The sequence below is a fragment of the Methylobacterium sp. Leaf108 genome, assembly GCF_001423265.1.
Classification (GTDB): Bacteria; Pseudomonadota; Alphaproteobacteria; order Rhizobiales; family Beijerinckiaceae; genus Methylobacterium.
In genome coordinates, this window is sequence record NZ_LMND01000001.1 from 21,067 (window position 1) to 46,938 (window position 25,872).

At 72.0% G+C, this 25,872-nt stretch carries 21 protein-coding genes; 10 read left to right on the top strand and 11 right to left on the bottom strand.

Annotated elements, in window-relative coordinates; translation table 11 throughout:
* Window positions 1-15 precede the first annotated feature (15 nt).
* Window positions 16-1,107, bottom strand: a complete 1,092-nt coding sequence (gene alr / locus ASF39_RS00095) for an alanine racemase (RefSeq protein WP_082494258.1) — start codon at window positions 1,105-1,107, stop codon at window positions 16-18.
* Window positions 1,108-1,308: 201 nt separating this feature from the next.
* On the opposite strand from alr, the gene ASF39_RS00100 reads away from it, so the two are divergent.
* Window positions 1,309-2,451 (top strand): hypothetical protein, encoded by a 1,143-nt coding sequence (locus tag ASF39_RS00100; RefSeq protein WP_056280103.1) that lies wholly within the window; start codon window positions 1,309-1,311, stop codon window positions 2,449-2,451.
* A gap of 24 nt (window positions 2,452-2,475) precedes the next feature.
* Here ASF39_RS00100 and ASF39_RS00105 read toward each other — a convergent pair whose 3' ends face one another.
* The 5 genes from ASF39_RS00105 to rpsF form a co-directional block, all read right to left on the bottom strand.
* A complete protein-coding gene (locus ASF39_RS00105) occupies window positions 2,476-3,963 on the bottom strand; it encodes a replicative DNA helicase (RefSeq protein WP_055878593.1) in 1,488 nt (495 codons plus the stop codon).
* 286 nt (window positions 3,964-4,249) lie between these two features.
* Window positions 4,250-4,813, bottom strand: a complete 564-nt coding sequence (gene rplI / locus ASF39_RS00110; RefSeq protein ID WP_055878596.1) for a 50S ribosomal protein L9 — start codon at window positions 4,811-4,813, stop codon at window positions 4,250-4,252.
* Between the two features lie 77 nt (window positions 4,814-4,890).
* Entirely contained in the window at window positions 4,891-5,928 is a 1,038-nt protein-coding gene (locus ASF39_RS00115) for a DUF2232 domain-containing protein (protein ID WP_055878598.1), read from the bottom strand.
* A 195-nt stretch (window positions 5,929-6,123) separates the two neighbouring features.
* Window positions 6,124-6,417, bottom strand: a complete 294-nt coding sequence (rpsR, locus tag ASF39_RS00120) for a 30S ribosomal protein S18 (RefSeq protein WP_055878603.1) — start codon at window positions 6,415-6,417, stop codon at window positions 6,124-6,126.
* Between the two features lie 3 nt (window positions 6,418-6,420).
* Complete coding sequence (gene rpsF, locus ASF39_RS00125; protein ID WP_055878607.1) at window positions 6,421-6,903, bottom strand: 30S ribosomal protein S6; 483 nt, start codon at window positions 6,901-6,903, stop codon at window positions 6,421-6,423.
* Window positions 6,904-7,374: 471 nt separating this feature from the next.
* Here rpsF and ASF39_RS00130 point away from each other — a divergent pair, with 471 nt between their 5' ends.
* A complete protein-coding gene (locus tag ASF39_RS00130; RefSeq protein ID WP_056280106.1) occupies window positions 7,375-8,298 on the top strand; it encodes an ABC transporter permease subunit in 924 nt (307 codons plus the stop codon).
* Complete coding sequence (locus tag ASF39_RS00135; protein WP_056280110.1) at window positions 8,295-9,404, top strand: ABC transporter permease subunit; 1,110 nt, start codon at window positions 8,295-8,297, stop codon at window positions 9,402-9,404. The genes ASF39_RS00130 and ASF39_RS00135 overlap by 4 nt, the downstream gene beginning before the upstream one ends.
* Window positions 9,405-9,454: 50 nt before the next feature.
* On the opposite strand, the gene ASF39_RS00140 is transcribed toward ASF39_RS00135, so the two are convergent.
* Window positions 9,455-9,646 carry a hypothetical protein gene (locus ASF39_RS00140; RefSeq protein ID WP_056280113.1) on the bottom strand — a complete coding sequence of 64 codons (192 nt, stop codon included), beginning with the start codon at window positions 9,644-9,646 and terminating at the stop codon, window positions 9,455-9,457.
* A 119-nt stretch (window positions 9,647-9,765) separates the two neighbouring features.
* Here ASF39_RS00140 and ASF39_RS00145 point away from each other — a divergent pair, with 119 nt between their 5' ends.
* Window positions 9,766-11,235: an MFS transporter gene (locus ASF39_RS00145; RefSeq protein ID WP_056280115.1), complete on the top strand. Its 1,470-nt coding sequence runs from the start codon at window positions 9,766-9,768 to the stop codon at window positions 11,233-11,235.
* 37 nt (window positions 11,236-11,272) lie between these two features.
* Here the strand turns inward: ASF39_RS00145 and ASF39_RS00150 are convergent, their stop codons facing one another.
* Entirely contained in the window at window positions 11,273-11,746 is a 474-nt protein-coding gene (locus tag ASF39_RS00150) for a nucleoside deaminase (RefSeq protein ID WP_055878621.1), read from the bottom strand.
* A 191-nt stretch (window positions 11,747-11,937) separates the two neighbouring features.
* Here ASF39_RS00150 and ASF39_RS00155 point away from each other — a divergent pair, with 191 nt between their 5' ends.
* From ASF39_RS00155 to rsmD, 4 genes are all read left to right on the top strand, one after another.
* Window positions 11,938-12,141, top strand: coding sequence for a CsbD family protein (locus ASF39_RS00155; protein ID WP_056280119.1), 204 nt, complete (start codon window positions 11,938-11,940; stop codon window positions 12,139-12,141).
* Between the two features lie 114 nt (window positions 12,142-12,255).
* On the top strand, window positions 12,256-12,432 hold the full coding sequence (locus ASF39_RS20110; protein ID WP_082494260.1) for a DUF1328 domain-containing protein: 177 nt from the start codon (window positions 12,256-12,258) through the stop codon (window positions 12,430-12,432).
* 124 nt (window positions 12,433-12,556) lie between these two features.
* Window positions 12,557-14,731 (top strand): pseudouridine synthase, encoded by a 2,175-nt coding sequence (locus ASF39_RS00160; RefSeq protein ID WP_082494261.1) that lies wholly within the window; start codon window positions 12,557-12,559, stop codon window positions 14,729-14,731.
* Window positions 14,728-15,288 (top strand): 16S rRNA (guanine(966)-N(2))-methyltransferase RsmD, encoded by a 561-nt coding sequence (gene rsmD, locus ASF39_RS00165; RefSeq protein ID WP_056280121.1) that lies wholly within the window; start codon window positions 14,728-14,730, stop codon window positions 15,286-15,288. The genes ASF39_RS00160 and rsmD overlap by 4 nt, the downstream gene beginning before the upstream one ends.
* 6 nt (window positions 15,289-15,294) lie before the next feature.
* Here rsmD and ASF39_RS00170 read toward each other — a convergent pair whose 3' ends face one another.
* Complete coding sequence (locus ASF39_RS00170; RefSeq protein WP_056280123.1) at window positions 15,295-15,693, bottom strand: phage holin family protein; 399 nt, start codon at window positions 15,691-15,693, stop codon at window positions 15,295-15,297.
* Window positions 15,694-15,960: 267 nt separating this feature from the next.
* Between ASF39_RS00170 and dnaN the strand changes: the two genes are divergently transcribed.
* Window positions 15,961-17,082 carry a DNA polymerase III subunit beta gene (gene dnaN, locus ASF39_RS00175; RefSeq protein WP_055878633.1) on the top strand — a complete coding sequence of 374 codons (1,122 nt, stop codon included), beginning with the start codon at window positions 15,961-15,963 and terminating at the stop codon, window positions 17,080-17,082.
* Between the two features lie 17 nt (window positions 17,083-17,099).
* Window positions 17,100-18,275 (top strand): DNA replication/repair protein RecF, encoded by a 1,176-nt coding sequence (gene recF, locus ASF39_RS00180; RefSeq protein ID WP_056281064.1) that lies wholly within the window; start codon window positions 17,100-17,102, stop codon window positions 18,273-18,275.
* A gap of 31 nt (window positions 18,276-18,306) precedes the next feature.
* Here the strand turns inward: recF and pbpC are convergent, their stop codons facing one another.
* Entirely contained in the window at window positions 18,307-20,373 is a 2,067-nt protein-coding gene (gene pbpC / locus ASF39_RS00185) for a penicillin-binding protein 1C (RefSeq protein ID WP_244472215.1), read from the bottom strand.
* A gap of 105 nt (window positions 20,374-20,478) precedes the next feature.
* Window positions 20,479-25,791 (bottom strand): alpha-2-macroglobulin, encoded by a 5,313-nt coding sequence (locus ASF39_RS00190; RefSeq protein ID WP_056280129.1) that lies wholly within the window; start codon window positions 25,789-25,791, stop codon window positions 20,479-20,481.
* Between the last annotated feature and the right edge of the window lie 81 nt (window positions 25,792-25,872).

The following is a 25,872-nucleotide window of genomic DNA, read 5'->3' on the forward strand; positions in this document are numbered from 1 at the left end:
CGGCGCTCCGCCCCGTCACACTACATAATGGCGAACATAGCGTGAACCCAGGCCCGTCAGGATTTCGTAGCCGATGGTGCCCGCCGCCTGCCCGACGGTGTCGACGTCGAGGCCGTCGCCGATCAGCACCGCCGGCGCACCGCGGCGGGCGGCCGGCGCATCGGTGACGTCGAGGATGATGAGGTCCATCGAGATCAGCCCGGCGATGGGACAGGCGACACCGCCCACGAGGGCATGGCCGCGCCCGCTCGCCGCGCGGGGATAGCCGTCGGCATAGCCGATCGAGAGGGTGGCGAGCCGGCGCCGGGACGGCGCGGTCCAGCGGGCGTTGTAGCCCGCACTCTCCCCCGCCTCGACGGTGCGGACCTGGGCGATGGCCGCCTCCAGGCGCACCACGGGGCGCATGGGGTTGGGCGAACCCGGCATGGGGTTGCCGCCGAACAGGGCGTAGCCCGGCCGCAGGAGATCGTTGGGAACGCCGTCCCCGAGAAAGCAGCCGGAGGAATTGGCGAGCGAGGCCGGGAGGCCGGGATAGGCCGCCCGCACCCGCGCGAAATCCGCGACCTGGCGGGCGTTGATCGCCTCGCCGGGCTGTTCCGCGCTGACGAGATGGCTCATCAGGAGGTCGAGTCCCGCCCCCGTCACGAGGGAATCGCCGGCGAGCGCCAGGGCCTCGGGCACCGACAGGCCGAGCCGGCTCATGCCGGTGTCCACATGCAGCGCCGCCGGCCCGCGACCGGCCCATTCGGCGAGTTCCTCCCGCGATCCGAGCACCGGCCGCAGGGCGTTGGCGATCAGGGCCTCGCCGGTTCCGGGCAGGAGCCCGTTGAGGATGTAGATGGCCGCCTCCGGCAGGAGCGCGCGGGCCGCGATGCCCTCGCTCAGGTGCGCCACGAAGAAAGTGCGGCAACTGGCCCGCCACAGGGCCGGGGCGACGGCGGCGAGGCCGCAGCCGTAGGCGTCGGCCTTCACCACAGCGGCGCAGGGGATGTGGGGCGCTTGCGCACCGAGCCGGCGCCAGTTCTCGACGATGGCGGAAAGGTCGATCGTGAGGCGGGCACCATGGCCGATCGAGGCCGCATCAACCGATCCGATGACATCCTCCATCCAACGACACAGCCACCGGCGGTTGCCGGCGCGGGCGAGGCCGGGAACCGGCCCGCGTCCTCGCCCTACCTATGCACGATCGCGGCCCAATGCGGCCACACCGCTCGCGAAAACCGCCGGCATGCGGCCGGGTGACCGGCATGGCCCGGGTGGTCTATCCCGCCCCCGAGCGGTCCGAAACGGGGCGGGCGAGGAGAGACCATGATCGTGAAGCTCGGCGGCAAGCGTCGACTGCGTCCCTCGCGCCAGGGGCCGACTACCGGGCTTTTGGGCGGTCTCGGCGTCTCCGACCGGATCGCGGCCTTCCGCAGCCTCGGCGGAAACTGCGAGTTCGGGTTCGTGCAGCGCTATTGCGGTGCCGAGCCCTCCGGGCTGTTCCGGTTCGCCTATGCGGATGTGGAACCGCTCACGCACGCGATCGCCGACAACCTGGACAAGTATGGCGCGCCGGGCGACCTGAGCCTCGAAGAGACCGAGAGCGGAACCTATTACTGCAGGAGCGGATGCTACAATTTCTGGTACAACACCCAGACGCATGCCGACGCGGTCGACAAGAGCGCCTTCCTCGAGCGGCAGTACGGCAAGGTGGCCCACCTCAAGCGGGCGCTCCTGAGCGACCTCGCAACCGGCGAGAAGATCCTCGTCCGCAAGCCGCAGCAGGGCGAGGACGATGCCGCCTTCATGGCCCTGGCGCAAGCGATCTGGCGGCACGGACCCTCGACGGTGCTGCGCGTCACCGAGGGCGAGCCGGGCCTCCGCCGTACCTCGGGGCGGCTGCTGGAGGGCACGGTCAGACGGATCTCGCAACCGGAGCGCAACTACGAGACCGACCTCGAATCGTGGATCGGGCTCTGCGACGCCGCCTATGCGGCTCACCATGGCTTGCGTCCCGCGCCCGCGGGGCCCCTCGCCCGCCCGACGAGGCTGGCCCGCCCGGCCCGGCGCCACGACACCGGACTGCCCGGTGAGGTGTTGAACTCCTACACGACGCTCCTCGACATCCGCGCCTTCGATCCCCGCACGGTCTACGTCTTCTCCGCCTGGGTCTGGATCCCGGCGGACTTTTCGGCCGCACGCATCCTCGCCGTGATGGGAACCGAGCGCCTGGGCTGGTGCGATGCGGACCTCGGCCTGCGGGACTGCTGGCAGCGGGTCTGGGCCGCCGGCCGTGTCGCGCCCGTGGACGGAGAGCGCCCGTGCGCGGGCCTCGGCATCGTCGGCGAGCCTGGCCAGCATGTCTGGTCCTGGGGATGGGAGCTTCGCCGAGGCCCGATCCCCGCCGCGGCCGGGACGCCGACGGTTCCGGTCGAGGGCTCGTTCCTCAAACGATTGCTCGGCCGCTGAGGGCCGGCCGGGCGCGGCGGCGTCCTACATCCGCGCCGGCGTCCGGTCCTCGGCCGCCAGGTTCGAGAACCGGGTGATGTTGGCGTCGAACTGCAGTTCCACCGTGCCGGTGGGGCCGTGGCGCTGCTTGCCCAGGATCACCTCGGCCTTGCCGTGGACGCGGTTCATCTCCGCCTCCCAGGCGAAGAACTCCTCGGTGCCCTCGCGAGGCTTCTTGTTGTTGACGTAATATTCCTCGCGGAACACGAACATCACCACGTCGGCGTCCTGCTCGATGGAGCCGGATTCGCGCAGGTCCGAGAGCTGCGGGCGCTTGTCGTCGCGGTTCTCCACCTGGCGCGAAAGCTGCGACAGGGCGATGATCGGCACCGAGAGCTCCTTGGCGAGCGCCTTCATGCCGGTGGTGATCTCGGTCATCTCCTGCACGCGGTTGTCGCTGCGCTTGCCCGAGCCCGAAAGCAGTTGCAGGTAGTCGACGATGAGCACGTCGAGGCCCTTCTGGCGCTTGAGGCGGCGCGCGCGGGCGGCGAGCTGGGCGATCGAGATGCCGCCGGTCTGGTCGATGTAGAACGGGATCGACTGCATGTCCCGGGCGGCGTCGGTGATCTTGTAGAAGTCCTCCGGGCGGATGTCGCCGCGGCGGATCTTGTAGGAAGGCACGCCCGACTGCTCGGCGATGATGCGGGTGGCGAGCTGCTCGGCCGACATTTCCAGCGAGAAGAACCCGACGATGCCGCCGTTCTTGGTCTCGATGCGGCCGTCGGGCTGCTTCTCGCCCTGGTAGGCCTTGGCGATGTTGAAGGCGATGTTGGTGACGAGCGAGGTCTTGCCCATCGCCGGGCGTCCGGCGAGGATGATGAGATCCGACGATTGCAGGCCGCCCATCTTGGCGTCGAGGTCGGTGAGGCCGGTGGCGATGCCGGAGAGCTTGCCTTCGCGCTGGTAGGCCTTGGCCGCCATGTCGACGGCGGTGGTGAGCGCGTCGGAGAACTTCTGGAAGCCGCCGTCGTACTTGCCCGATTCGGCGAGTTCGTAGAGCCGGCGCTCGGTGCCCTCGATCTGGTCGCGGGGCGAGGATTCCACCGGCGCCTCGTAGGCCCCGTTGACGAGATCCTCGCCGATGGTGATGAGCCGGCGGCGGATGGCGAGATCGTAGATGGTGCGGCCGTAGTCGCCCGCATTGATGACCGTCGTCGCCTCGGCCGCGAGGCGGGCGAGGTACTGCATCACCGTCTGGCCGCCGAGATCCGCATCGCCGAGGTAGGTCTTGAGCGTGATCGGGGTCGCGAGCTTGCCCGCCTTGATCAGGGAAGTCGCCACCTCGAAGATCTTGCGGTGCACGTCCTCCATGAAGTGCTCGGGCAGGAGGAAGTCCGAGATCCGGTAGTAGGCGTCGTTGTTGACCAGGATGGCGCCGAGCAGCGCCTGCTCCGCATCGATGTTGTGGGGCGCGACGCGGAATTCCTGGGTGACGGCCTGGAGGTTGGCCGTCAGGGCATTGGGCAGGGCCATGGGCTGACTCGACGCTCCAACTCGTCAAAACCGCGCGGTCGCCGCCGCGCATCGTCGCTACCCGAAGACCATGGCCCCGGCATGGTTAGCCGATCCTTAGCCGATGGGCGCGACACGCGCCTCGCGTCTCCGGCCCGGTCACCTCAGGATGAGGGATCGGGATAGGATCTAACGCAGGAACGCCCGCCGGCTCCTTCGAACCGGCGGGCGTCCATGCTGGAACAAATGCGGAACGTGTCAAGCCCGAAGGCCGACCGTCCCCGTTGTCCACCGGGGCGAGTGGGACCTACTCGCGGTCGTCGCCGGCCTCGGCGAGCGCCGCGCCGACCTCAAGACCGAGGTCGTCGAGGTTGAAGGCCTCGCGCTCGGTGGTCGATTCGCCACGCGCCTGACGCTCGGCCTCTTCCGGCGAACGGGCGACGTTGACGGTCACCGTCACTTCGACCTCGGGGTGCAGCACCACCGGGACGACATGGAGGCCCAGCGTCTTGATCGGCGCGTTCAGGGCGAACTGGTCACGGCCGACGGTGAAGCCCTCGGCGGTGACGACTTCGGCGAGATCGCGGGTGGAGACCGAGCCGTAAAGCACGCCGGTCTCGCCGGACTGGCGGATCAGCACGAAGCTCTTGCCCTCGAGGGTCTCGGCGACGCCCTGGGCCTCGGACTTGCGCTCGAGGTTGCGGGCCTCGAGCTGGGCGCGCTGGGTCTCGAAGTGCTTCTTGTTGTTGGAGGTGGCGCGCAGGGCCTTGCCGCGGGCCAGGAGGAAGTTGCGGGCGTAGCCGGGCTTGACGTTGACGGTCTCGCCCATCTGGCCGAGCTTGGCCACGCGCTCGAGGAGGATCACTTCCATGGTCTTTTGTCCTTGTCCGGTGGGTGGGAGATGGGCCGCCGTCCGGTGCCGGAGCGGCGGGGTTTGAGCGGGGTGTCTCAGGTCGGGCCCGCGCCTTCCTTGGGACGGCGGAGGTTGAGCGCGGAATCGGCGACGCCGAACAGGGTCAGCGCCACGAAGGCGACGCCCTGGGTCACGAACAGGATCATGTAGAGGCCGATCAGGAGCGCCCCCCGGCCCTTGCGGCCGCGGCTGCGGTCGTGGAAGGCGGCGAGCCCCTGCAGGGCGAAGGCGGCACTCAGGGCCCCCGCCAGCGCGATCCCGAGGACACCGAAGTAGCCCGGCATCAGCGCCAGGACGGCCCCCGCCCCGAGGAGGATCAGGACACGGCGCGGCATCGCCGTGGCGGGCAGGTCGGGCCACGGCCGCGGCAGGCGCCCCGAGATCTGGACGATCCGGGCCGCGGCCCAGAGGTAGAAGGTCAGCAGCAGCGCCAGTCCCTGCGCGGCCAGCCCCGGCGCGATCGCCGCCAGCGCATCGGCGACCTCGTCGGCCGAGACGGTGATCGGCGTCGTCCCGTCCGTGGCCGGGGTGGCGGGAGCATCCTGCGCCGGAGCGGAGCGATCCTGGGTCTCGGACGAACCGGGTGCGGCCGGGGCCGGGGCCGGCGTGATGCGCGCGTCGCCGCGCGTCTTCACGAGGGTGCGGGTCATCCCGCGCAGCTGGTTCTGGAAGGTCTCGTAGTTCGGAGACGCGATCACCGCGATGGCGACGAAAGCCAGGGCCGCCGTGCTCGCCGTCCAGGCCAAAAGGCGCCCGGTGGGATACCATTCCATGGTGCCGTCGGCACCGGGACGGCCGAGCAGCGTCAGATAGGCGAGCCACCAGGCCGGCAGGGCGAGATAGGCCAGGAACCCGAGGCCGAGGAACGGCGCGATCACGAGGGCGAGCGCCAGGCTGCCCGAGACGGCGGCGGCCAGGGCGGCCTTGTGGCTCCAGCCGAGCCCGACGATGAGGATCGGCAGCGGGGCCAGCAGATAGAGCAGGATGGAGAGGGCCGTCGCCTTCAGGAGCACGCCGAACAGGAGTGCCGAGACTAGGCCCGCGCCGATGCCGATACCGAGTGACTGTTTCATTGAATCCCGCTGTCCCGCTGTCCCGGATGGGGCAGGGTTAGAGGCGAACCGCGTCGCCCCAACGACTCCCGGCGTTCCACCATGAACGCCGGTACGAAAAACCCCTCGCCGCCCCTATGCGGCGCAAGCGTGACTACGCACCGCCGCGCGTGCGGCGGACGCCCTGGCTCGGCAAAGCCGGGCCAGGGCAGCCAACTATTTGATCACGTAGGGGAGGAAGCCGAGGAAGCGGGCGCGCTTGATCGCCTGGGCGAGCTCGCGCTGCTTCTTGGCCGACACCGCGGTGATGCGCGACGGCACGATCTTGCCGCGCTCCGAGACGTAGCGGGAGAGCAGCTTGACGTCCTTGTAGTCGATCTTGGGCGCATTCACGCCCGAGAAGGGGCAGGTCTTGCGACGACGGAAGAACGGACGACGTCCGCCGCCGGCTCCGCCAGCAGCAGCACCACCGGCCGCAGGGGCCGCACCAGGTCCAGCACCGAATGCCATGACTTAAGCCTCCCCGCCGAAGCTGCGCTCGGGCCGGTCGCCACGATCGCCACGGTCGCCGCGATCACCCCGATCGCGGTCGCCACCGAATCCACCACCACCGCCACCGAAGCCCTCGTCGTCACGACGACGGCCGCGCTCGCGGTCCTTGCGATCGTCGCGATCGCGCTTCTGCATCATCGCAGACGGCTCGGCCTCGAGGGCCTCGACGCGCACGGTCATGAACCGCAGCACGTCTTCGGAGATCTGCATCTGGCGCTCCATCTCCGTCAGCGCCGCCGGGGGGGCGTCGATGTTCAGGAGGGTGAAATGCGCCTTGCGGTTCTTCTTGATGCGGTAGGCGAGGGACTTGACGCCCCACATCTCGATCTTCTCGACCGTGCCGCCATTGGCTTCGATGACGCCCTTGTAGGTCTCGATCATGGTCTCGACCTGCTGGGATGTCACGTCCTGGCGCGCCAGGAAGACGTGTTCGTAAAGAGGCATTGTAACGGGCCCTTCATGTCCATAGGGACCCGACGGCACCAGAAGTGCTGGAAGACGCGTCGGGCCGGCTCACACGTTCACCCGGCGCCAAGCCCTTCGAGCCGTAATGGAGGCCCGAGCGGTTGATCGAAGGCGGAGACACGGGACGACGGGAACGACTCCGGTTCGGAACCACCCCCTGTTGCCGGCAAGCCGACACCGTCCGTTCAGCCCCCAGCCGGAGCGAACGCGAAACGGGCGGATAGACGGGTTCGAACGGAAAGGCAAGTTCTGGCAGGGCAGACGCGCGGCGGGACGCGTTCGAAGGGTGCTTGTGCGCGGATGGTGTTTGCGAGCGGATGGTGTTTGCGCGGGTCCGGCCGTGGCGTCATCATCGCGGGCGGCGGTGACGGAGAGCGATGACGTGAGGGGCCGGCGCGAGCCAACGGGGCGGCGACGGGCCGGCGCGATCCACTTGGGGCGACGGGCCCGGTGATCGGCCTCGTCCTGCACCGGCTCGTCCAGGCGGTCCCGACCCTGTTCCTCGTGGTGGCGGGCAGCTTCTTCCTGATGCGCCTGGCGCCCGGCGGTCCGTTCGACCTCGAACGCCCCCTCCCCCGCGCGGCGATGGAGAACCTGTCGCGCACCTACGGGCTCGACCAGCCGCTGGCGGTCCAGTTCCTGCGCTATTGCGCGGCGCTGCTGCGGGGCGACCTCGGGCCCTCGTTCTCGTTCCGCGACCTCACCGTGGCGGAACTGTTCGCCCGCGGCCTGCCGGTGTCGATGACCCTGGGCGCGCTGGCGCTGGTGCTCGCGGTCTGCGCCGGCCTCGGCCTCGGGTCGCTGGCCGCCTTGCGGCGCGGCAGCGGTTGGGACCGGGCCGTGGGTCTCATGGCCGGCACCGGCCTGTCGGTTCCCGGGTTCGTGGTGGCGCCGCTCCTGCAGATCGTGTTCGGGCTCGGGCTGGCCTGGCTGCCGGTGGGCGGCTGGGAGGGTGGCGCACCGAGCCATCTCGTCCTGCCGGCGATCACCCTGGCGCTGCCCCAGGCCGGGGCGATCGCCCGCCTCGTCCGCTCCGCCCTGGTCGAGACCCTCAACGCGCCGCACGTGCGCACCCAGCGCGCCATGGGCCTGTCGCCGGCGCGCATCGCCCGCCACGCGCTGCGCGCCGCCCTGATCCCGGTGGTGGCCACCCTCGGCCCCACCGCGGCGGCGCTGCTGACGGGGTCGGTGGTGGTCGAGACGATCTTCGGCCTGCCCGGCATCGGCCGCTACTTCGTCGACGGCGCGCTCAACCGCGACTACACGCTGGTGATGGGCACGGTGGTGCTGGTGGCGGTCTTCGTGATGGTCCTCAACCTCGTCGGCGACATCGCGGCGGCCATGCTCGACCCGCGCACGCGGTCGATGCGATGACGGCGGGCGGGTCCCTCGGGCGGCTGGCGGCCGGGCGCCTCCTGCGCCGGCCCGTCGCCGTCGCGGCGGTGGCGGTGCTGACCGCCGTGGCCCTGGCCTGCCTCGTCGGCCCGCTCCTCACCGGCCACGCGCCGGGGCGGATCTACCCCGACCTCGTGCGGGTGGCGCCCGGGCCGGCGGCACACCCGCGCGGCGACGACCTTCCGGACATCCTCGCACGCCTCGCCTTCCGCATGCGCGTGCGCCTCGAGGCCGTGGTGCGGGAACCGGGCACGGTGCGCCTGACGCTCGCCGCCGACCGGCCGATCGACCCGCGCGTGCTGACCGCGCTGCCGCGCTCGGACCTGTTCGGTACGCCCGTCGTCCTGTCGCGCGCGGAGGACGGGCGCGGCCTCGTCGTCTCGGTCCCCGTGCGCCGGCTCCACTTCCTCCTGGGCACCGATGCGCTCGGGCGCGACATCCTCTCCCGCAGCCTGGTCGCCGGCCGGGTCTCGCTGCTGATCGGCCTCGTCGCCACCGCCGTCGCGCTCATCGTGGGCGTCGTCTACGGCGCCGTGGCGGGGTTTTCCGGCGGCACGCTCGATGCGGTGATGATGCGGATCGTCGACATCCTCTACGCGCTGCCGTTCGTGTTCTTCGTGATCGTCCTGCTGGTATTCTTCCGGGCGAACCTCGTGCTCATCCTGGCGGCCATCGCGGCGGTGGAATGGCTCGACATGGCCCGGCTGGTGCGCGCCCAGACCCGAGCCCTGCGCCACCGCGACTTCGTGCGCGCCGCCGAGGCGCTCGGCCGGTCGCGGGCCGCGATCCTCGCCCGCCACGTCGTCCCCAACACCCTGGGGGTCGTGGTGGTGGCCGCGACCTCGCTGGTGCCGCGGGTGATCCTGCTGGAGAGCTTCCTCTCGTTCCTCGGGCTCGGGGTCCAGGAGCCCGAGACGAGCTGGGGCGCCCTCGTCGCCGACGGTGCCCGCTCCCTCGAGACGGCGCCCTGGATGCTGGCCGGTCCGACCGCCTTCCTGGTCGCGACGCTGGTCTCGCTCAACCTGATCGGCGACGCCCTGTCCGACGCCCTCGATCCGCGCCTGCGCGACCTCGGCGCGACGTGATCTCGGCGCGACGTGATCTCGGCGCGACGTGATCTCGGCGCGACGTGATCTCAGCGCGGTGTGACCAGGGGCTGGTAGACGATCCGCACGACGCGGCCGTCGGTGTTTCCCGGCACGGCGGTGGCGCCCGTCGCGGCGGGATCGTCGGGCGGCGGCTTCGCCTCGCCGCCCCTGAACGCGGCGGTGAAGAGAGCGGCCAGGACGACGACGAACAGGATTTCGGAGGAGCGTGGACGCGGCATGGGGCGGACCCGTGGGGATGCCGCCAGCATGAGCCGGACCGGTGAAGGCAAAAGCGGAACGAAAGCGATTCGCCTCGACTTCTCCACCCGTCTCTCACAGCAGCGTTAACGAGGTGTCGATGGCGACCAGGGCTGAAACGGCGGCGAGCCCGGAGCGCGTCCCGATGGGGACGGTGATCGACACCGACGTCTCGGCCCGTCTCGACCGGCTGCCCTGGGGCAGGTTCCACGTCCTCGTCATCGTGGCGCTCGGAATCACCTGGGTGCTCGACGGCCTCGAGGTGACGCTGGCCGGTTCGCTGGTGGGCGCGCTACGCAAGGAGCCGATGAGCTTCACCGAGTTCGACGTCGGGCTCGCGGCCAGCTCCTACCTCATCGGCGCCGTCACCGGCGCGCTCGGCTTCGGCTGGCTCACCGACCGGATCGGGCGCAAGAAGCTGTTCTTCATCACCCTCGCCCTCTACCTCGTGGCCACCGCCGCCACCGGCCTGTCGTGGGACATCTACAGCTTCTGCATCTTCCGCTTCCTCACCGGCGCCGGCATCGGCGGCGAGTACACCGCCATCAATTCCACCATCCAGGAGCTGGTGCCGGCCCGCGTGCGCGGCTGGACCGACCTCGTCATCAACGGCTCGTTCTGGATCGGTGCGGCGGGCGGCTCCGTCCTGTCGATCGTGCTGCTGCGCGCCGACGTGATCGACCCGAACTGGGGCTGGCGCGTCGCCTTCTTCATCGGCGGCGGCGTCGGACTCGCCATCCTTCTCCTGCGGTCGTGGATTCCCGAGAGCCCGCGCTGGCTCGCCACCCATGGCTACATCGCCGAGGCCGACCGGGTGGTGTCGGGCATCGAGAAGCGCTTCACCGACGAGGGCCACACCCTGCCCCCGATCGACGAGGCCAAGCGCTACAAGATCAAGACCCGCAGCCACACGCCCCTGTCGGAGGTGTTCGGCACCATGCTGGTGGGCCACCGCAAGCAGACCTTGGTCGGCCTCGCCCTGATGATCGCGCAGGCGTTCTTCTACAATGCCCTGTTCTTCACCTACGCGCTGGTGCTGCAGCGGTTCTACGGCGTGCCCGGCGAGCACGTCGGCTGGTACCTGCTGCCCTTCGCCCTCGGCTCCTTCCTCGGGCCGGTGCTGCTGGGGCGTCTGTTCGACACGATCGGGCGGCGGCAGATGATCGCCTTCACCTACGGCATCTCGGCGGTGTTGCTCGCCGTCACCGGCTACCTCTTCAAGATCGAGGTGTTCGGGCCGGTCGGCCAGACCGCGGCCTGGATGGTGGTGTTCTTCTTCGCCTCGGCCGCCGCGAGCGCGGCCTATCTCACCGTGGCCGAGACCTTCCCGCTGGAAATCCGGGCCCTGGCCATCGCGGTGTTCTATGCGCTGGGCACCGGCATCGGCGGGGTCTCGGGCCCGCTGCTGTTCGGCGCCCTGGTGGAGACCGGTTCGCGCGACAACGTGCTGATCGGCTACGGCATCGGCGCGGCGCTGATGCTGTTCGCGGCCATCGTCGGGGGAATCTGGGGCACGGCCGCCGAGGGCAAGTCCCTGGAGGAGGTCTCCAAGCCGCTGGCGGCGGCCTGATCCGCGCCGCCGGGGCCGGGCGGCCCGCCGTCCCGCCTCAGCGGTCGCGCCGGTGCGCGAAGAAGGTTCGCAGCAACGCCGCGCCCTCGGCCTCGCGAAAACCGCCGTAGACCTCCGGCGCGTGGTGGCAGGTCGGCTGGTTGAACACCCGCGGCCCGTGCTCGACGCCGCCGCCCTTGGGGTCGGACGCCGAGAAGTAGAGCCGGCGGATGCGCGCCAGCGAGATCGCGCCCGCGCACATCGGACACGGCTCCAGGGTCACGTAGAGGTCGCAGCCTACCAGGCGCTCGTCGCCGACGGCGGCGCAGGCCGCGCGGATCGCCAGGATCTCGGCGTGCGCGGTGGGATCGGCCAGGGCGCGGGGCCGGTTGCCCGCCACGGCCAGCACCGTGCCGCCGCGCAGCACGACGGCACCCACCGGCACCTCGCCGGCATCGGCGGCCGCGCGGGCGGCCGCGAAGGCCAGGTCGAACGGATCGTTGCCGGAGGAAAAAGGGATCGGATCGCTCACGGGCACGTTCCTAAGCCCCGGTCGGTGTCCGGGCAAACCCGCCGGCCGAACCGGCCATCGATCTGCGACAGGCAATGTTAATCCCCGGAACATTGCCGGCCCGACTGGGTTGACCCGACGACGCGGCCAAGTCTTCGACGACAGACGTCGACCAGGACCAGGGCCCGCCAACGACAGTTGAGGAGCGCATCATGAGCAGCACCACCGACAAGATCAAAGGTCTCGCCAACGAAGCCGTCGGCAACGTCAAGCAGGGCATCGGCAACGTCACAGACAACGACAAGCTGAAGGCCGAGGGCAAGGCCCAGGAACTCAAGGGCGAGACCCAGAAGACGGTCGGCGACGCCAAGGACGGCGTCAAGAACGCAGCCGACGCGGTCAAGAGCAAGATCTGATCGTACCTCGAACAGCCCGGCTCAAACGGTCCCATGCCCTGAGCCGGGCATCCTGATCCTCGGATCATCGCAGCGCCGTTCGTCAGCGACGGCACGAACCGAACGGAGAACACCATGATCGGTTGGGCAGTCACCTTCCTCGTCGTCGCGCTCGTCGCGGCACTCCTCGGCTTCGGTGGGATCGCCGGCACTGCGATGGAGGCCGCCAAGATCGTCTTCTTCGTGGCGATCGCGCTGTTCCTGATCTCGGCGGTGTTCGGCGTCATCCGCGGGCGCTCGCCCAGGATCTAGTGTCGGTCTTCGGCCGACGGAGTGGGACAGAGGCGGCTTCGGCCGCCTTTTTCTCGTCCGGCTCGGCCGTTCGTCGCGTCGTGGCCATCTCGCAACCGTGAACCCTCTCTGTTATGGGGCGGGGATGAGCGACGACACAGACGATACGACGGGCGGGTCCGACGACACGCGCGATCCCACCACGACGCCTCCGGCGGTCGAGCGCGAAGACGCTGGCCGCGAAACCGCGACGGCGCCTTGGGCCCCGACCACCGATGCCGGCGTGCCCGGCGATTCGGCCGAGGAGAAGCCCAAGCCCCGCAAGGCCGCAACCCCCGCCCGCGGCGGCGACGCGCCCCTGCGGCGCCGGACCGAGCCGGCGCCCAAGCCCAAGCCGGCCGCCTCCGACGAGCCGACGCCGGAGGGTGACCGCATCGCCAAGGTGGTCGCACGGGCCGGCATCGCCTCCCGCCGCGACGTCGAGGCCATGATCGAGCAAGGCCGCGTCAGCCTGAACGGCCGGGCCCTCGACTCGCCGGCGATCAACGTCACCGATGCGGACGTCATCACCGTCGACGGCGAGCCGCTGCCGATCCGCGAGCGCACCCGGCTCTGGATCTTCCACAAGCCGCGCGGCCTCGTCACCACGGCCCGCGACCCGGAAGGTCGCCAGACCGTGTTCGAATCGCTGCCCGAGGACCTGCCGCGGGTGGTGGCGATCGGCCGGCTCGACATCAACACCGAAGGGCTGCTGCTGCTCACCAACGACGGCGGCCTCGCCAAGGTCATCGCGCATCCCGACACCGGCTGGCTGCGGCGCTACCGGGTGCGGGCCCACGGCGACACCAGCCAGGCCGAACTCGACAAGCTGCGCAAGGGCGTCACCATCGACGGCATGGACTACGGCCCGGTCGATGCCGTGCTCGACCGCTCGTCGGGCGACAACCTCTGGATCACGTTGGGCCTGCGCGAGGGCAAGAACCGAGAGGTCAAGCGCATCCTCGAACACCTCGGGCTGGCCGTGAACCGGCTGATCCGGCTGTCGTTCGGGCCGTTCCAGCTCGGCGACCTCGAAGTCGGCCTCGTCGAGGAGATCAAGACCAAGGTCCTCAAGGAGCAGCTCGGCCCGGCGCTGTCCGAACAGGCCGGCGTCGATTTCGCGAGCCCGGTGCGCGAGCCGATCGCTCCGTTCGGATCGCCCAAGCCGCAGGCCAAGCAGCCCGCCCGTTCGGCCTCGGCCGCCCGGGGCGCCGAACGGCGCCAGTCCGACGACGAGGCACCGCGCCCGGCGCGATCCTACGGCGAGCGCGCGCCCTCCCGTGGCGGCGACCGCCCGGTCCGCGGCCCCGCCGCTCCCGCCAGGGTTCCCACCGGAGGCTCCGGTGCCGGGCCGCGCCGCTCGGTCTGGCGCTCCGAGGAGGAGGCACCGGCGCAGGACGGCCCCCGCCGCGTCAAGGTTCCCCGCCGCGGAGCGGACCCGAAGGTCGAGCGCGAGACGGCGGCCGCCCGCGGTCGCGAGCGCGTCGGCGCCATCCAGACCGGCGAACGCCGGGTGCTGGTGGAGCGCCTGAAGGCGACGCCCCAGGAAGCCGCGCCCGAGCCGCATCGCCGCGACCGTGGTGCGCGCCGCGATGCGCCGGAGGGCGATGCCCGCCCGCAGCGCGCGCGGACAGACGGTCACGAGCCGGCCCGCGCGCCGCGGGCTTTCACGCCCAAGCCGGCGTTCCGGCGGGACGACCGCGACGACCGTCCCGCCCGCCGATTCGAGGGCGACGCCCGCCCACCGCGGCGGGACGACCAGCCCCGAGGCGCCGGCCGACCGGAGGGCGACGCACGTCCGCCCCGCCGCGATGCCGGACCACGGCCGTTCGGCCGCGACGGTGCGCCGGGCGCCCCCCGCCAGGATCGCGGCGGGGAGCGTGGCGAACGCCGCGGCCCGCCGGCCGGCGAGCGTCCCCGCAGCTTCGCACCCTCGGGTGACCGCGACGGCGCCAGGGACCGTGGCGACCGTCCCGGTGGCGGCGATCGCGGCGGCTACAAGGGTGCCGGCGCCAAGCCCGGTGGTTTCAAGACCGGTGGATTCAAGGCGGGCGGCGAGCGACCGGGCGGGGACCGTGGCGGCTTCAAGGCCGGCGGCAAGCCGGGGGGCTTCAAGGCCGGCGGGGCCAAGCCGGGCGGCTTCGGCGCCAGGCCCGGGGGAGCCAAGCCCGGAGGTTTCGGGGCCAAGCCCGGAGGCTTCGGGGCCAAGCCCGGAGGCGCCAAGCCGGGTGGCCGTCCCGGCGGCGGGGCGGGTCGTCCGCCGCGCGGTGGTTCGCGGTGAGGATCGTCGGCGGCGCCCATCGCGGGCGCCGGCTCGCGACCCCGAAGACCGATGCGATCCGTCCCACGTCGGATCGCCTGCGCGAGGCCGTCTTCAACGTCCTGATGCATGCCTACGACGACCCCGTCACCGGCGCGCGGGTGCTCGACCTGTTCGCCGGCACCGGGGCACTCAGCTTCGAGGCTCTGTCACGCGGAGCCGCCTACGCCCTGCTGGTCGACGACGGCGCCGAGGCGCGCGGCCTGATCCGCGACAACATCGAGGCGTTCGGGGCTGAAGGCGTGACACGCCTGTTCCGGCGCGACGCGACCAAGCTCGGACCGGTGGGCACCAGCGGCACGTTCTCGCTCGCCTTTTGCGATCCGCCCTACGGCCGCGACCTCGCCCCTGCGGCCCTGGCGTCGGCGGCCGAGGGCGGCTGGCTGGCGCCGGGCGCCCTCGTGGTGGTGGAGGAGGCCGCCAGCGCCATGGTCGGACTACCCGCCGGCTTCACGGAACTCGAACGGCGCCTCTATGGAGAGACGGCGATCGCCGTCGTCCGGTTCGCGACAGGCTGACGGGCCTTAACGGGGCGCGTCGGTGCCCAGCACCACGCGGGCGTCAGCGGCCAGTTGCCGTTCGGTCCGTCGCGGTTCCAGGTTGTCGAGCGCCATGCGGCGCAGGCCGAGCCACAGCAGGACGAGCGAGGCCAGCAGGAAGGGACCGGCGACGATGACCGCCGCAAGCGGCTCCGACCCGACGAGGACGGAAAGCCCCTTCACCACGGCGGCGAGGACCAGGAAGAAGCTAACGATCACCAGGAGGACGGCCATGCCCAGGAGGGTGACGAGGCCGAGGATGGCGCGGATGTTCCCCGTGGTCTCGATCTGCGCCAGGGCCAGGGTCTGACGCAGATGCTCGGCGCCCAGGCGCAGCGCCTGCCCGAGGAGGGCAGGAAGGGACTCCGAGGGCCGCTCCGCCATGATCCGTCCCACCCTCGCCCGTCACCCACCGCCCGAATTGCGGCCACGCTCGCTCAACGAACCCCGGGCGTCGCCGTTCCCGGGTCGTCGTCATCCCGGACCCGTCTGCCACAAGCCTGTGCAAGGACGCGCGCCGTGGGCGCGGGCGGCGAAGACCGGGGCCTGTCCCGCCCTTGCCTTCCGGGGGGCGCTTCGCCAAGTTGAGTCCCCGTCCTCGGGCCCTCGCGGCTGCGGCGAGCTTTTTTTCAAAGACCACGAGTTTTCGAGATGAGAGTCACAGTCGAGCGTGCGGCCCTGCTTCGGTCGCTCGGCCACGTCCACCGGGTGGTGGAACGCCGCAACACGATTCCGATCCTCTCGAACGTGCTCCTGCGCAGCGGCCCCGAGGGCCTGCAACTCAAGGCGACCGACCTCGACATCGAGGTCACGGAAACGATCGCCGCGGACGTCGCCGATCCCGGTGCCACCACGGTTCCCGCTCACGTCATCTACGACATCGTCCGCAAGCTGCCCGACGGCGCACAGGTCTCCCTGGAGACGAGCGGCGAGACCGGGCAGATGACCATCCGCTCGGGCCGTTCGCGCTTCTCGCTCGGCGCCCTGCCCGAGGGCGACTTCCCCGACCTCGCGGCGGGCGAGCTCCCGCACGGCTTCGCGCTGGCGGCCTCCGACCTCAAGCGCCTGATCGAGAAGACGCAGTTCGCGATCTCGACGGAGGAGACGCGCTACTACCTGAACGGCATCTACCTCCATACCCTCGACGTTGACGGTGCGCTCAAGATGCGCGCCGTGGCCACCGACGGCCACCGCCTGGCGCGGGTCGAGATCGATGCGCCGGAGGGCAGCCGCGGCATGCCCGGCATCATCGTGCCGCGAAAGGCCGTGGCCGAGATCATCAAGCTCGTGGAGGACGGTGGCGAGGGCGTCGAGATCGACCTGTCGCCAGCCAAGATCCGCTTCCGCTTCGCCAGCGGCGTGGTGCTGATCTCCAAGCTCATCGACGGCACCTTCCCCGACTACCAGCGGGTGATCCCGGCCGGGAACGACAAGTTCCTCACCGTGGAGCGCGAGCCCTTCGCCCGCGCGGTCGACCGTGTCTCGACGATCTCCTCCGAGCGCGGGCGGGCGGTGAAGCTCAGCGTGCAGGAGGGGCGCCTGGCGCTGTCCGTCAACAACCCGGACTCGGGCAGCGCCACGGAGGAGCTCGACGTGGACTACGAGGCCGGGGCCCTCGATATCGGCTTCAACGCCCGCTACCTTCTCGACATCACGGGCCAGCTCGAAGGCGACACTGCCCTGTTCAAGCTCGCCGACCCCGGCTCGCCGACCCTGATCCAGGACCGCGAGGGCGCGGCCGCCCTCTACGTTCTGATGCCGATGCGGGTGTGAGGGGGAGCCAGCCGCCCATCGCGCCGGACCAGGATCGACCGACAGACCAGGGCGGGAAGCTTCGGCTCACCCGGCTGACCTGCCGGGACTTTCGCAACCACGCCGACCTCGAACTCGGGCTGAACCGCCGCTTCGTGGCGCTGGTCGGCGAGAACGGTGCGGGCAAGACCAACCTCTTGGAGGCGATCTCGCTGTTCTCGCCCGGCCGCGGCTTGCGCCGGGCCGAGTTCGCCGGCATGGCCCGCACCGGCGGCACCGGCGGCTTCGCCGTTTCGATGGGTCTCACGAGCGGCGAGGACGAGCACCGGGTCGGTACCGGCTACGAGCCGGCCGGGCTCGACACCCGCGCCACCCGGCTGTGCCGGGTCGACGGGGGAAGCGTGCCATCCCCCATCGCCTTCAGCGAGTTTCTGCGCGTGGTCTGGCTGACCCCCGACCTCGACGGGCTGTTCCGCGGGCCGGCCGGCGACCGCCGCCGCTTCCTGGACCGGCTGGTGCTCGCGGTCGATGCCAGTCACGGCGCCCGCGTCGGCGCTCTGGAACGGGCCCTGCGCTCGCGCAACCGCCTGCTCGACGAGCGCCCGGACGACGGGCGCTGGCTCGACGCGATCGAGCGGGAGGTAGCCGAACTCGCCGTCGCCGTGGCACTGGCCCGCCGCGAGACCGCCGAGCGCCTCGACCGCCTGATCGCGGAGGGCCGCGACGACGGCCAGCCCTTCCCCTGGGCGGGCGTGCGGTTGGAGGGCGACATGGACGACCTCGTCGCCGTCTGGTCGGCCATCGAGGCGGAGGACCGCTACCGGCAGACGCTCCGGCAGGGTCGCCAGCGTGACAGGGCCGCCGGCCGCACCCTCAACGGCCCCCAGACCACCGACCTCGTCGTCCGCCACGGCCCCAAGGACGTGCCGGCCGCCACCGCCTCCACCGGCGAGCAGAAGGCCCTGCTGATCGGCCTCGTGCTCGCCCATGCCCGGCTGGTCCAGGCGATGTGCGGCCTGGCGCCGGTCGTCCTCCTCGACGAGGTCGCCGCCCACCTCGACCCGCGCCGCCGCGCCGGCCTGTTCGACGCCCTCGACGCCCTGCCGGGCCAGGTCTGGATGACGGGGGCGGACCCCGCCCTGTTCGCGGATCTCGACGGCAGGGCGGACGTGATCCGGGTGGTGGACGGGCGCGTGGTGCAGGGCGGAGCCTGACGCGGCCGTTCGGGGTGTGGGCACCTCCGGGTCACTCCAACCGCACCACGACGCTGTCGCTGGCGCCCGCGGCATCCATCACCGAGATCCGGGCGAAGCCGGTACCGTCGGGCACCCAGGCGGATTGGCGCCGGGCGCTGTCGGCCACCGGCAGGCCGTTGGCCATCCAGGTCAGCGGCGGCACCCCGCCCAGCGCCTTGAGGGCCAGCGGCGCGGCAGCGGCCTCCGCCAGGCCGAGGTCGATCCGCGCCCCGTCGGGCGGGTAGGCGATGCGCAGGGCGGCGCCCTGGCTCGCCGCCAGGGTCTTGGGCACGTCCCTGCGGATGTGGCGCAGGGGCGGGGGCAGCGACAGCGTGGTGGCCACCAGCGCCTCGCGGGCGAGCGGCACCGGCTCGGGCTCGCCGCCGTAGCGGGAGAAGGCGTCGAACAGGATCGGTGCGGCCACGAGGCGCCCGACGAGGCCGGGCACGGCGTTGCCGTCCGGCCGCCCGACCCAGACGGCGATCGTCACGCGCCGGTCGAACCCCACCGCCACGGCATCGCGATAGCCGTAGGAGGTGCCGGTCTTGTAGGCGATGCGGTTGGGCAGGGCGTTCTCGGGCGGCGGCGCCCCGCGCAGGATGTCGGCGACATAGGAAGCCGCCACCGGCTCGGCGATCCGCGTCTCGGGGCCCGGCACCTCGCCGAGGCGGCGCAGGAGAGCCGGCACGCCGCCGCCGCGGGCGAGCCCGGAGAACAGCCGGGCGGTATCGGCGAGCGTGATGCCGAGACCGCCGAGCGCCACCGGCAGGCCGGGCGCGGTGTCGCGCGGCAGGTCGATCCGCGCGCCCGCCGCGCGCAGGCGGGCGACGAAGCGCGCCGCGCCCACCGCCTCCAGCAGGTCCACCGCCGGCACGTTGAGGGAGAGTTGCAGCGCGCGCCGGGCCGTGACCACGCCCTGGTAGCCGAGGTCGAAGTTCTCGGGGGCATAGGAACCGGCAAAGCGCACCGGCCGGTCTTCGAGCAGCGTCTCGGGATGGGCGATCCCCCCCTCGAAGGCGAGCGCGTAGATGAAGGGCTTGAGGGCGGACCCCGGCGAGCGGATGGCACCCGTCATGTCGATGGCGCCCATGCGCGAGGCATCGGTGTAGCCGGGGCTGCCGACCTGGGCGATCACCGCGCCGGTGGCGTTGTCGATGGCCAGGATCGCCGAAGAGATCCCCGGCCCGATCGCGGCGGCACGCTCGGTCGCCAGGGCTTCGAGGCTGGCCTGCAGGCGCCCGTCGAGGGTCAGGCGCACCACCGGTGCGGCGGGTTCGGCCGCGAGCGCCGCGTCGGCGGCATGGGCCGCGAGCATGGGAAACAGCCGTCGGCCGGCGGGCACCGGCTCGGCCTTGGCCGCCCGTGCTTCGGCCGTCGTGATGATCCCTTGGGCCGCGACCCGATCGAGGACGCGGTCGCGGGCGCGTCCGGCGCGCTCGGGGGATCGGTCGGGCCGGCGGGTCTCGGGAGATTGCGGCAGGCCGACCAGGAGGGCGGCTTCCGCGAAGGACAGGCGCGCCGGCTCGCGGCCGAAATAGGCCAGGCTCGCCGCCCGCAGGCCCTCCACCGGGCCGCCGTAGGGGGCGAGCGTGAGGTAGAGGTCGAGGACGCCGGCCTTGCCGAGTCGGCGCTCCAGTTGCACCGCGCGGACCATCTGCCGGAGCTTGGCCGACAGCGACCGCTCGGGTCGCGGCTCGACGAGGCGGGCCACCTGCATCGACAGGGTCGATCCCCCAGATACGATGCGGCCGGCGACGAGCCATTGCCAGGCCGCGCGCAGGGTCGCGGCCGGGTCGAGGCCGGGGTGGTCGGCAAAGCGCTTGTCCTCGTAGGCCACCAGCATGGCGAGCATGCGCGGATCGACCTCGGCGGCGGTCAGCGGCAGCCGCCAGCGTCCGTCGGCGGTGGCATAGGGGCGCAGCAACCGTCCGTCGCGGTCGAGGACGACGGTGGAGCGCTGCGCGGCTTGCGCGAGGTCGAGGGGCGGGAGGGTGGCGACGAAGCGCCAGAGGACGAGACCCGCCGCCATGGCGGCGACCACGACCAGCAGCGCCAGACCGTGGAGGATGCGGCGCATCCCTCCCCCCATCAGATCTCGGTCAGACTCGAAATCCGCGCGCCATCGCCCGAGTCGGGCAGGCCCGACTGGGGCGGGGGAAGGTTGCGGTGCCAAGCGCCCACCCTACTTCGCCGTCACCTCGACCGTGCCGAAGCCGGTGCGGCCGAAGCGGTCGGGGCGGTACATGTCCTCGATGGTGGCGGCCGGGTGCACGTAGGTGCCCGGCGAGACCACCCGCACCGTGTAGGCCGCGCCGAAGAAGGCCGATTGCTCCGGAGTGCGGTCGAAGGCGGCCACGAAGCGGTCGTCGCGGAACTCGGTGTGGGCCGGCGCCACCTCGCTCTTGGCGAAGCCGAGGCCGGTGAGGGTGTCGGCGTCGAGGAGCTTAGGATTGTCGATCTCGAGCCCCGCCGGCAGGCGGTCCACCAGCAGGAGGCGCCCGGCCGAGGCCTTGGCCTCCGTCACCTTCAGCACCACCACGAGGCGGTCGTTCTGGCGCAGTCCCTGGGCGAGGTCGACGGCCGTGCCGTCGAGGCGGTGGTAGGTGCGGGCGATGGCGTAGCCGCGCGATTCCGCAGGCTCCGGGCTGATCGGATGGCCCGAGACGCTCACCGACGCCTGCACCGCGCTGCGCCCGTCGTTGGTGATGGTGACGGGTTTCGCATCGAGGGCGGGGCCGCGATAGAGTCGTGTCAGCGCGCCGGTCTGGGGCACGTCGTCGACGCGAAAGCTCAGGGCCTCGGCGTCCTTGGCGAGGCCTTGCGCGGCCAGCACCATCCAGGCGTTCTCCTGGGTGCTGGTGGTGCGGCCGGTGGCGCGCTCCTGTGTGATCACGGCGCCGAGCGGCGCCAGGGTCTGGGCGGTCAGCCCGGTTTCGGCCGCGAGCGTGAGCAGGCCGGCGCCGTCGCGCAGGCGCGAGCCGTAATCGGACCGGTAGGTGCCGTCGTCGGCAGCGCCCTTGAGGGCGGTCACCGCCGAGTCGAAGGCCCTGGCCGCGCGGCCGCGGTCGCCGAGCAACGCCAGCGCCGCCGCGATCTGGCCGCGCCCCAGCGGTGTGGCGAAGGCGTCGAGCTTGGTGTCGGCGAGGTAGCGCAGGTCGCCCATCACCGGCCGGCCGTTGCGGGCGAGCACGTAGGCGGCATAGGCGATGTCCATGCCGCCGTCCTTGACTTCCGTGGTGTTGGCCACCGTGTTGCGCAGGCGGTCGAGGGCATTGGAGAAGGCCGTCTGCGGCACCGCGAAGCCGCGCTCGCGGGCCCGGGTGAGGAAGTCGGTGACATAGGCGTTGAGCCAGGTGTCGCTCGACCAGTCCGAGGTCCACAGGCCGAAGTCGCCGGAGGCGTTCTGGCGCGCCAGTACCCGGTCGATGGCCTCGCGCACCCGCTCGTCGGCCTTGTCGTCGAGACCGAGGCGGTCGAGGGCCGCCAGCTTGTTGACGTAGAGGAGCGGCATCGCCCGGCTCACGGTCTGCTCGGAGCAACCGTAGGGATAGCGGTCGAGGGCCTGCAGCAGCGCCGGCACGTCGAGGGCCGCCAGCGACGAGGCGGTGACCGAGACCGAGCCGGTGCCCGGCAGGATGTCGGCCAGGAGCGCGTTCGTCACCTGGAGGCTGGCGCCGGGCTCGAGGGAGCGGACCGTGCGCCGCACCAGCGGGCCGGTGCCGGGACCGATGGCCAGCGCGAAGCTCTGGCCGACGGGCGAGGCGAGGCCGGGCCCGCTGAGGTTCACGTCGAGGCGGGTGAGCCCCGGGCCGGCGGCGGTGATCGGGATCACGAAGGATCCCTTGGCCCCGGCCTCCAGCCGCATGGTGCGGTGCGCGGCCTCGGCCGAGACCAGGGCCGGCCCCGAGAGGTCGAGGTCGATGGTGTACTCGCCGGCCTGTCCCTCGACGTTGTCGACCGCCACGAAGAAGCGCGAGCGGTCGCCGACATTGAGGAAGCGCGGCAGGGTGCCGGTGAGCACCACCGGATCGCGGATGATCACGTCGGCCTGGGCGGCGCCGACCCTGGCCTTGCTCCAGGCGGTGACCATCACCCGGCCGGTGCCGTTGAAGGCCGGCAGCGGGAAGGTGACGCTGGCGCGCCCGTCCGGGCCGACCGTGACCGGCCCCGAATAGAGCGCCAGCGGGGCCTGGGTCGGGGGGGCGTCGGAGAGTTCGGTGCCGGCGCCGTCGCCGCCTGAGCGGATCGCGCCCACCGTCCCCTGCATGCCGTCGATGAGGTATCCGTAGAGGTCGCGGATCTCGGGCCCGAGCGCCTTCTGGCCGAAGAAGTAGCCGACCGGGTTGGGCGATTCGTAGCGGGTCAGGTTGAGGATGCCGACGTCCACGAGCGCCACCGTCACCCGGGCCTCCTCGCCCGCACCGAGGCCGGCGAGGCGGATCGGGAGGGTCAGGTTCTCGCGAGGCTTGGCCTTGGCGGGCGCCTCCACGGTCACGTCGATCTGGCGCCGGTCGCGGTCCACCGAGAACCAGGCGAGGCCGAGTGCCCGGCCGGGCAGGCGCTTGGCCGCCTGGTCGAGGGGCCGGTAGGCGGTGGCGACGAGGTAGGCGCCCGAGCCCCATTCGGCCTTGACCGGGATCGTCGCGTCGGTGCCCCCGGCCGAGACCGGGATGTCGAGGATGGCGTGGACCTTGTCGCTCACCACCGCCAGCGTCGCCATGCCCCTGAACTTCGGCTGCAGGCGCACGCGCAGGGTCTCCCCGGCGGCATAGGCCGCCTTGTCGAGGCGCAGGTCGAGGAGGTCTGGCACGTCCGCGGTCTCGCCCCCGCTCCAGCCGACGGTGAAGCTCACGCTCGCCGTTGCGGCGGGCCTGCCGGGCGCCTGCACCTCCAGGCGATAAGTGCCGTAGCTCACCGCCTGCGCGATCCGCGCGGGCGCGTCCGTGCCGAGGTCGATCCGCCCGTCGGCGATGCGGCGGGTCGCGGTCACCGGCTCGAACGCCCAGCGCCCGCCCTCGCGGTACCATTGGTAGCTCTTCTCGACCTTCGAGAGGGTCCAGGTCGCACCGCCCTGCGACAGCCGCGTCCCGTCCGGGGCTGCCATCACCACGTCGAAGCCGGCCGTGCCGCCCTCGGGGAGGTCCCCCGAGAAGGTCTTGCGGATCGCCACCACCGGCCCCTCGGGCAGGATCGGCAGGGTGAGGCTGCGGCTGAGCGCCCGCCCGCCGGGCTCGCCGACCTGCAGGGTGATCTTGGCTTCGAGGGGCCTGGGCGCCGCCACGACCGGGACCGGCACGTCGAGGACGGCGGCGCCCTTGGCGTCGGTGGTGGTCCGCGCCTCGATCTCGGTGGAGGAGGCCTCGACCCGCTCGTCGTCGAGGCCGATCGCATAGCCCTCCAACCCCTTGATGCCGCTGTCCGCGGCCGCCTGGACCAGGATGGTGCCCGAGACGTCGAGCCCGGCGCCCGGCGCGCCGTAGAGGTAGCGCGCCGCCACCGCGACCCGGGCCGGCTCGCCCCTGGTGAGCGCGGGCGTGGTGCTCGACAGGCTCACCTCCAGGCGCTCGGGCACGTAGTCCTCGACGAGGAAGCTCGCCTCGCCCACCGCCGGGGCCTTGGGGTCGGTGTAGGCGGCAACGCGCCAGGTGCCGTGGGCGGCGCCCGGCAGCAGCGCCACCGGCAGGGCGCGCCCGCCCAAGCCGGCGTCCGCCACCTGGACGCGGCGGTACTCGACGCCGTCCGGGCGCTTGACCACCAGGGTCAGCGGCAGGCCCGAGAGGGCCACGCCCTGCGCGTCGCGCAGGATGGCGGTGAGGTTCACGGTCTCGCCGGAGCGGTAGACCCCGCGCTCGGGGAAGACGTAGGCCTCCACCGCGCCGGGCGCCGGGCGCCCCTTCACGCCGCGGTCGGTGAGGTCGAAGGCCGATTGGGCGAGATCGAGGAAGCCGTAGTCGCCCCCCGCCTCGGCCACCACGAGGCCGGGCGCGATGCCGCCCTCCCCCCGCGCCAGGCCCGGATCGAAGGCGACGTGGCCCATCGCGTCGGTGCGGGCAGTGGCCAGCACCTCGTTGTTGCGCGCCACCAGGCGGATCTCGGCGTTCGCCACCGCCGCCGCGCTGGCGAGCGAGCGGGCGAAGACATGGACGCCGTCGCGGCCCTTGAACACGGTGAGCCCGAGATCCGAGACCACGAACCATTGCGTGGCCATGGCCTCGTAGCCGCCCTCCTCGTCGGCGGCCGGCGCGGTGCCGGTCGCCTGGGCGGTCATGACGTAGAGGCCGGGCTCGAGCTTGCCGACCGCCTGCATGACCGGGAAGGCGGTGATCGCCTCCTGGTTCAGTTCGGCCTTGGCGGTCTCGAGGCTGCCCTTCCAGACGCTGCGGCCCTTCTGGTCGGCGATGGTCCTGGCCGAGGCCCCGTTGAGCTGTCCCAGAAATTCCTCGGAACGCAGCGACGGCAGCAGGCTGCGGTCGCCGATGCGCAGCACCTCCACGTCGAGCTTGGCCGCGTTCACCGAGACCAGGGGCACCCCCGCCTGGCCGGTACGCGGCAGGACGTAGTTGCGACCGGTGAAGCGGACCTGGGGCGAGCGGTCGCGGACGTAGACCTCGTAGTCGGCGGCCTTCAGCAGGGCCTCGCCCACCGCCGAGGGCAGGCCCTGGCGCAGGACGAAGGCGTAGCGTTCGCCGTGGCGCAGGCCGTCGACGCAGAGCTGCTGGCCGGTGGCGGTGACGGCGGCGGTGGCGCTGCCGGAGACCGCCACGAAGGGCGTGAAATCGGTCTTGGCCGCCAGCCCTTCCGAGAACTGGAAGCACACCCGCGGGGCGGCGGCGTCCGAATCGACCTTGTAGTCGAGGATGCGGAAACCGTGCTCGGCGCGCAGGGCCTCGTAGGTCTCGCGCACGGCCTCGTCGTCGGCGAATGCCAGGCTGGCGCGATAGGCTTCGAGGGAGGAGCGCCAGTCCGAGGAGCCGGCATGGACCGCGCCGAGCTGGGCCAGCGCCTGCGCCTCCACCGCCGGGGTGCGGGCACGAAGATAGGCCTGGTAGGCGGCGGCCCTGGCATTGGCGCGCAGGCGACTGCGCAGGGTGTAGTCGCGGTTGTTCTCGTCCTGGCCGACGGCGGCGGCGGCCTGCGAATAGGCGATCCAGGCGGCGGGGTTGCCGGAGTCCCCGGCCACCGCTGCCGTGAGGGGCTTCAGGGCGTCAGCGGGTTTCTCCGCCTCGATCAGCGCCTCGCCCTCGGCGAGCCACTGCGCAGGTGTCCTGGCCACGCCCGCCGGCTTGGCCTCGGCCCGGAGGGCCGCTTCGAGGCGCACGGCGTCGCTCGCCAGGGTCTCGCGGACGAAGGTCTTCTGGGCCGCCGCCGGCTTGGCCGTCGCCGCTTTCGGCGCGGGCTTGGTGGCGGGCGCCTGGGCCGATGCCGGCGCACAGAACGCCGTCAGCATCACGGCGAGAAAGGTGGCCTGCCGCCCGAGCCGCGTCGATCCCGACATCACCCACCCCCGCCGTCGACGCCGACCGATCCGCCGCCGGCGCCGACACGGACCCTAGCAGGTCACCGGGTGGCCGCAACG

What these genes read in the sequence shown, in the direction of transcription:
- alr (WP_082494258.1), bottom strand. Translation starts at nt 1,107, where the DNA reads ATGGAGGATGTCATCGGATCGGTTGATGCGGCCTCGATCGGCCATGGT.
- ASF39_RS00100 (WP_056280103.1), top strand. Translation starts at nt 1,309, where the DNA reads ATGATCGTGAAGCTCGGCGGCAAGCGTCGACTGCGTCCCTCGCGCCAG.
- ASF39_RS00105 (WP_055878593.1), bottom strand. Translation starts at nt 3,963, where the DNA reads ATGGCCCTGCCCAATGCCCTGACGGCCAACCTCCAGGCCGTCACCCAG.
- rplI (WP_055878596.1), bottom strand. Translation starts at nt 4,813, where the DNA reads ATGGAAGTGATCCTCCTCGAGCGCGTGGCCAAGCTCGGCCAGATGGGC.
- ASF39_RS00115 (WP_055878598.1), bottom strand. Translation starts at nt 5,928, where the DNA reads ATGAAACAGTCACTCGGTATCGGCATCGGCGCGGGCCTAGTCTCGGCA.
- rpsR (WP_055878603.1), bottom strand. Translation starts at nt 6,417, where the DNA reads ATGGCATTCGGTGCTGGACCTGGTGCGGCCCCTGCGGCCGGTGGTGCT.
- rpsF (WP_055878607.1), bottom strand. Translation starts at nt 6,903, where the DNA reads ATGCCTCTTTACGAACACGTCTTCCTGGCGCGCCAGGACGTGACATCC.
- ASF39_RS00135 (WP_056280110.1), top strand. Translation starts at nt 8,295, where the DNA reads ATGACGGCGGGCGGGTCCCTCGGGCGGCTGGCGGCCGGGCGCCTCCTG.
- ASF39_RS00140 (WP_056280113.1), bottom strand. Translation starts at nt 9,646, where the DNA reads ATGCCGCGTCCACGCTCCTCCGAAATCCTGTTCGTCGTCGTCCTGGCC.
- ASF39_RS00145 (WP_056280115.1), top strand. Translation starts at nt 9,766, where the DNA reads ATGGCGACCAGGGCTGAAACGGCGGCGAGCCCGGAGCGCGTCCCGATG.
- ASF39_RS00155 (WP_056280119.1), top strand. Translation starts at nt 11,938, where the DNA reads ATGAGCAGCACCACCGACAAGATCAAAGGTCTCGCCAACGAAGCCGTC.
- ASF39_RS20110 (WP_082494260.1), top strand. Translation starts at nt 12,256, where the DNA reads ATGATCGGTTGGGCAGTCACCTTCCTCGTCGTCGCGCTCGTCGCGGCA.
- ASF39_RS00160 (WP_082494261.1), top strand. Translation starts at nt 12,557, where the DNA reads ATGAGCGACGACACAGACGATACGACGGGCGGGTCCGACGACACGCGC.
- ASF39_RS00170 (WP_056280123.1), bottom strand. Translation starts at nt 15,693, where the DNA reads ATGGCGGAGCGGCCCTCGGAGTCCCTTCCTGCCCTCCTCGGGCAGGCG.
- dnaN (WP_055878633.1), top strand. Translation starts at nt 15,961, where the DNA reads ATGAGAGTCACAGTCGAGCGTGCGGCCCTGCTTCGGTCGCTCGGCCAC.
- pbpC (WP_244472215.1), bottom strand. Translation starts at nt 20,373, where the DNA reads ATGCGCCGCATCCTCCACGGTCTGGCGCTGCTGGTCGTGGTCGCCGCC.
- ASF39_RS00190 (WP_056280129.1), bottom strand. Translation starts at nt 25,791, where the DNA reads ATGTCGGGATCGACGCGGCTCGGGCGGCAGGCCACCTTTCTCGCCGTG.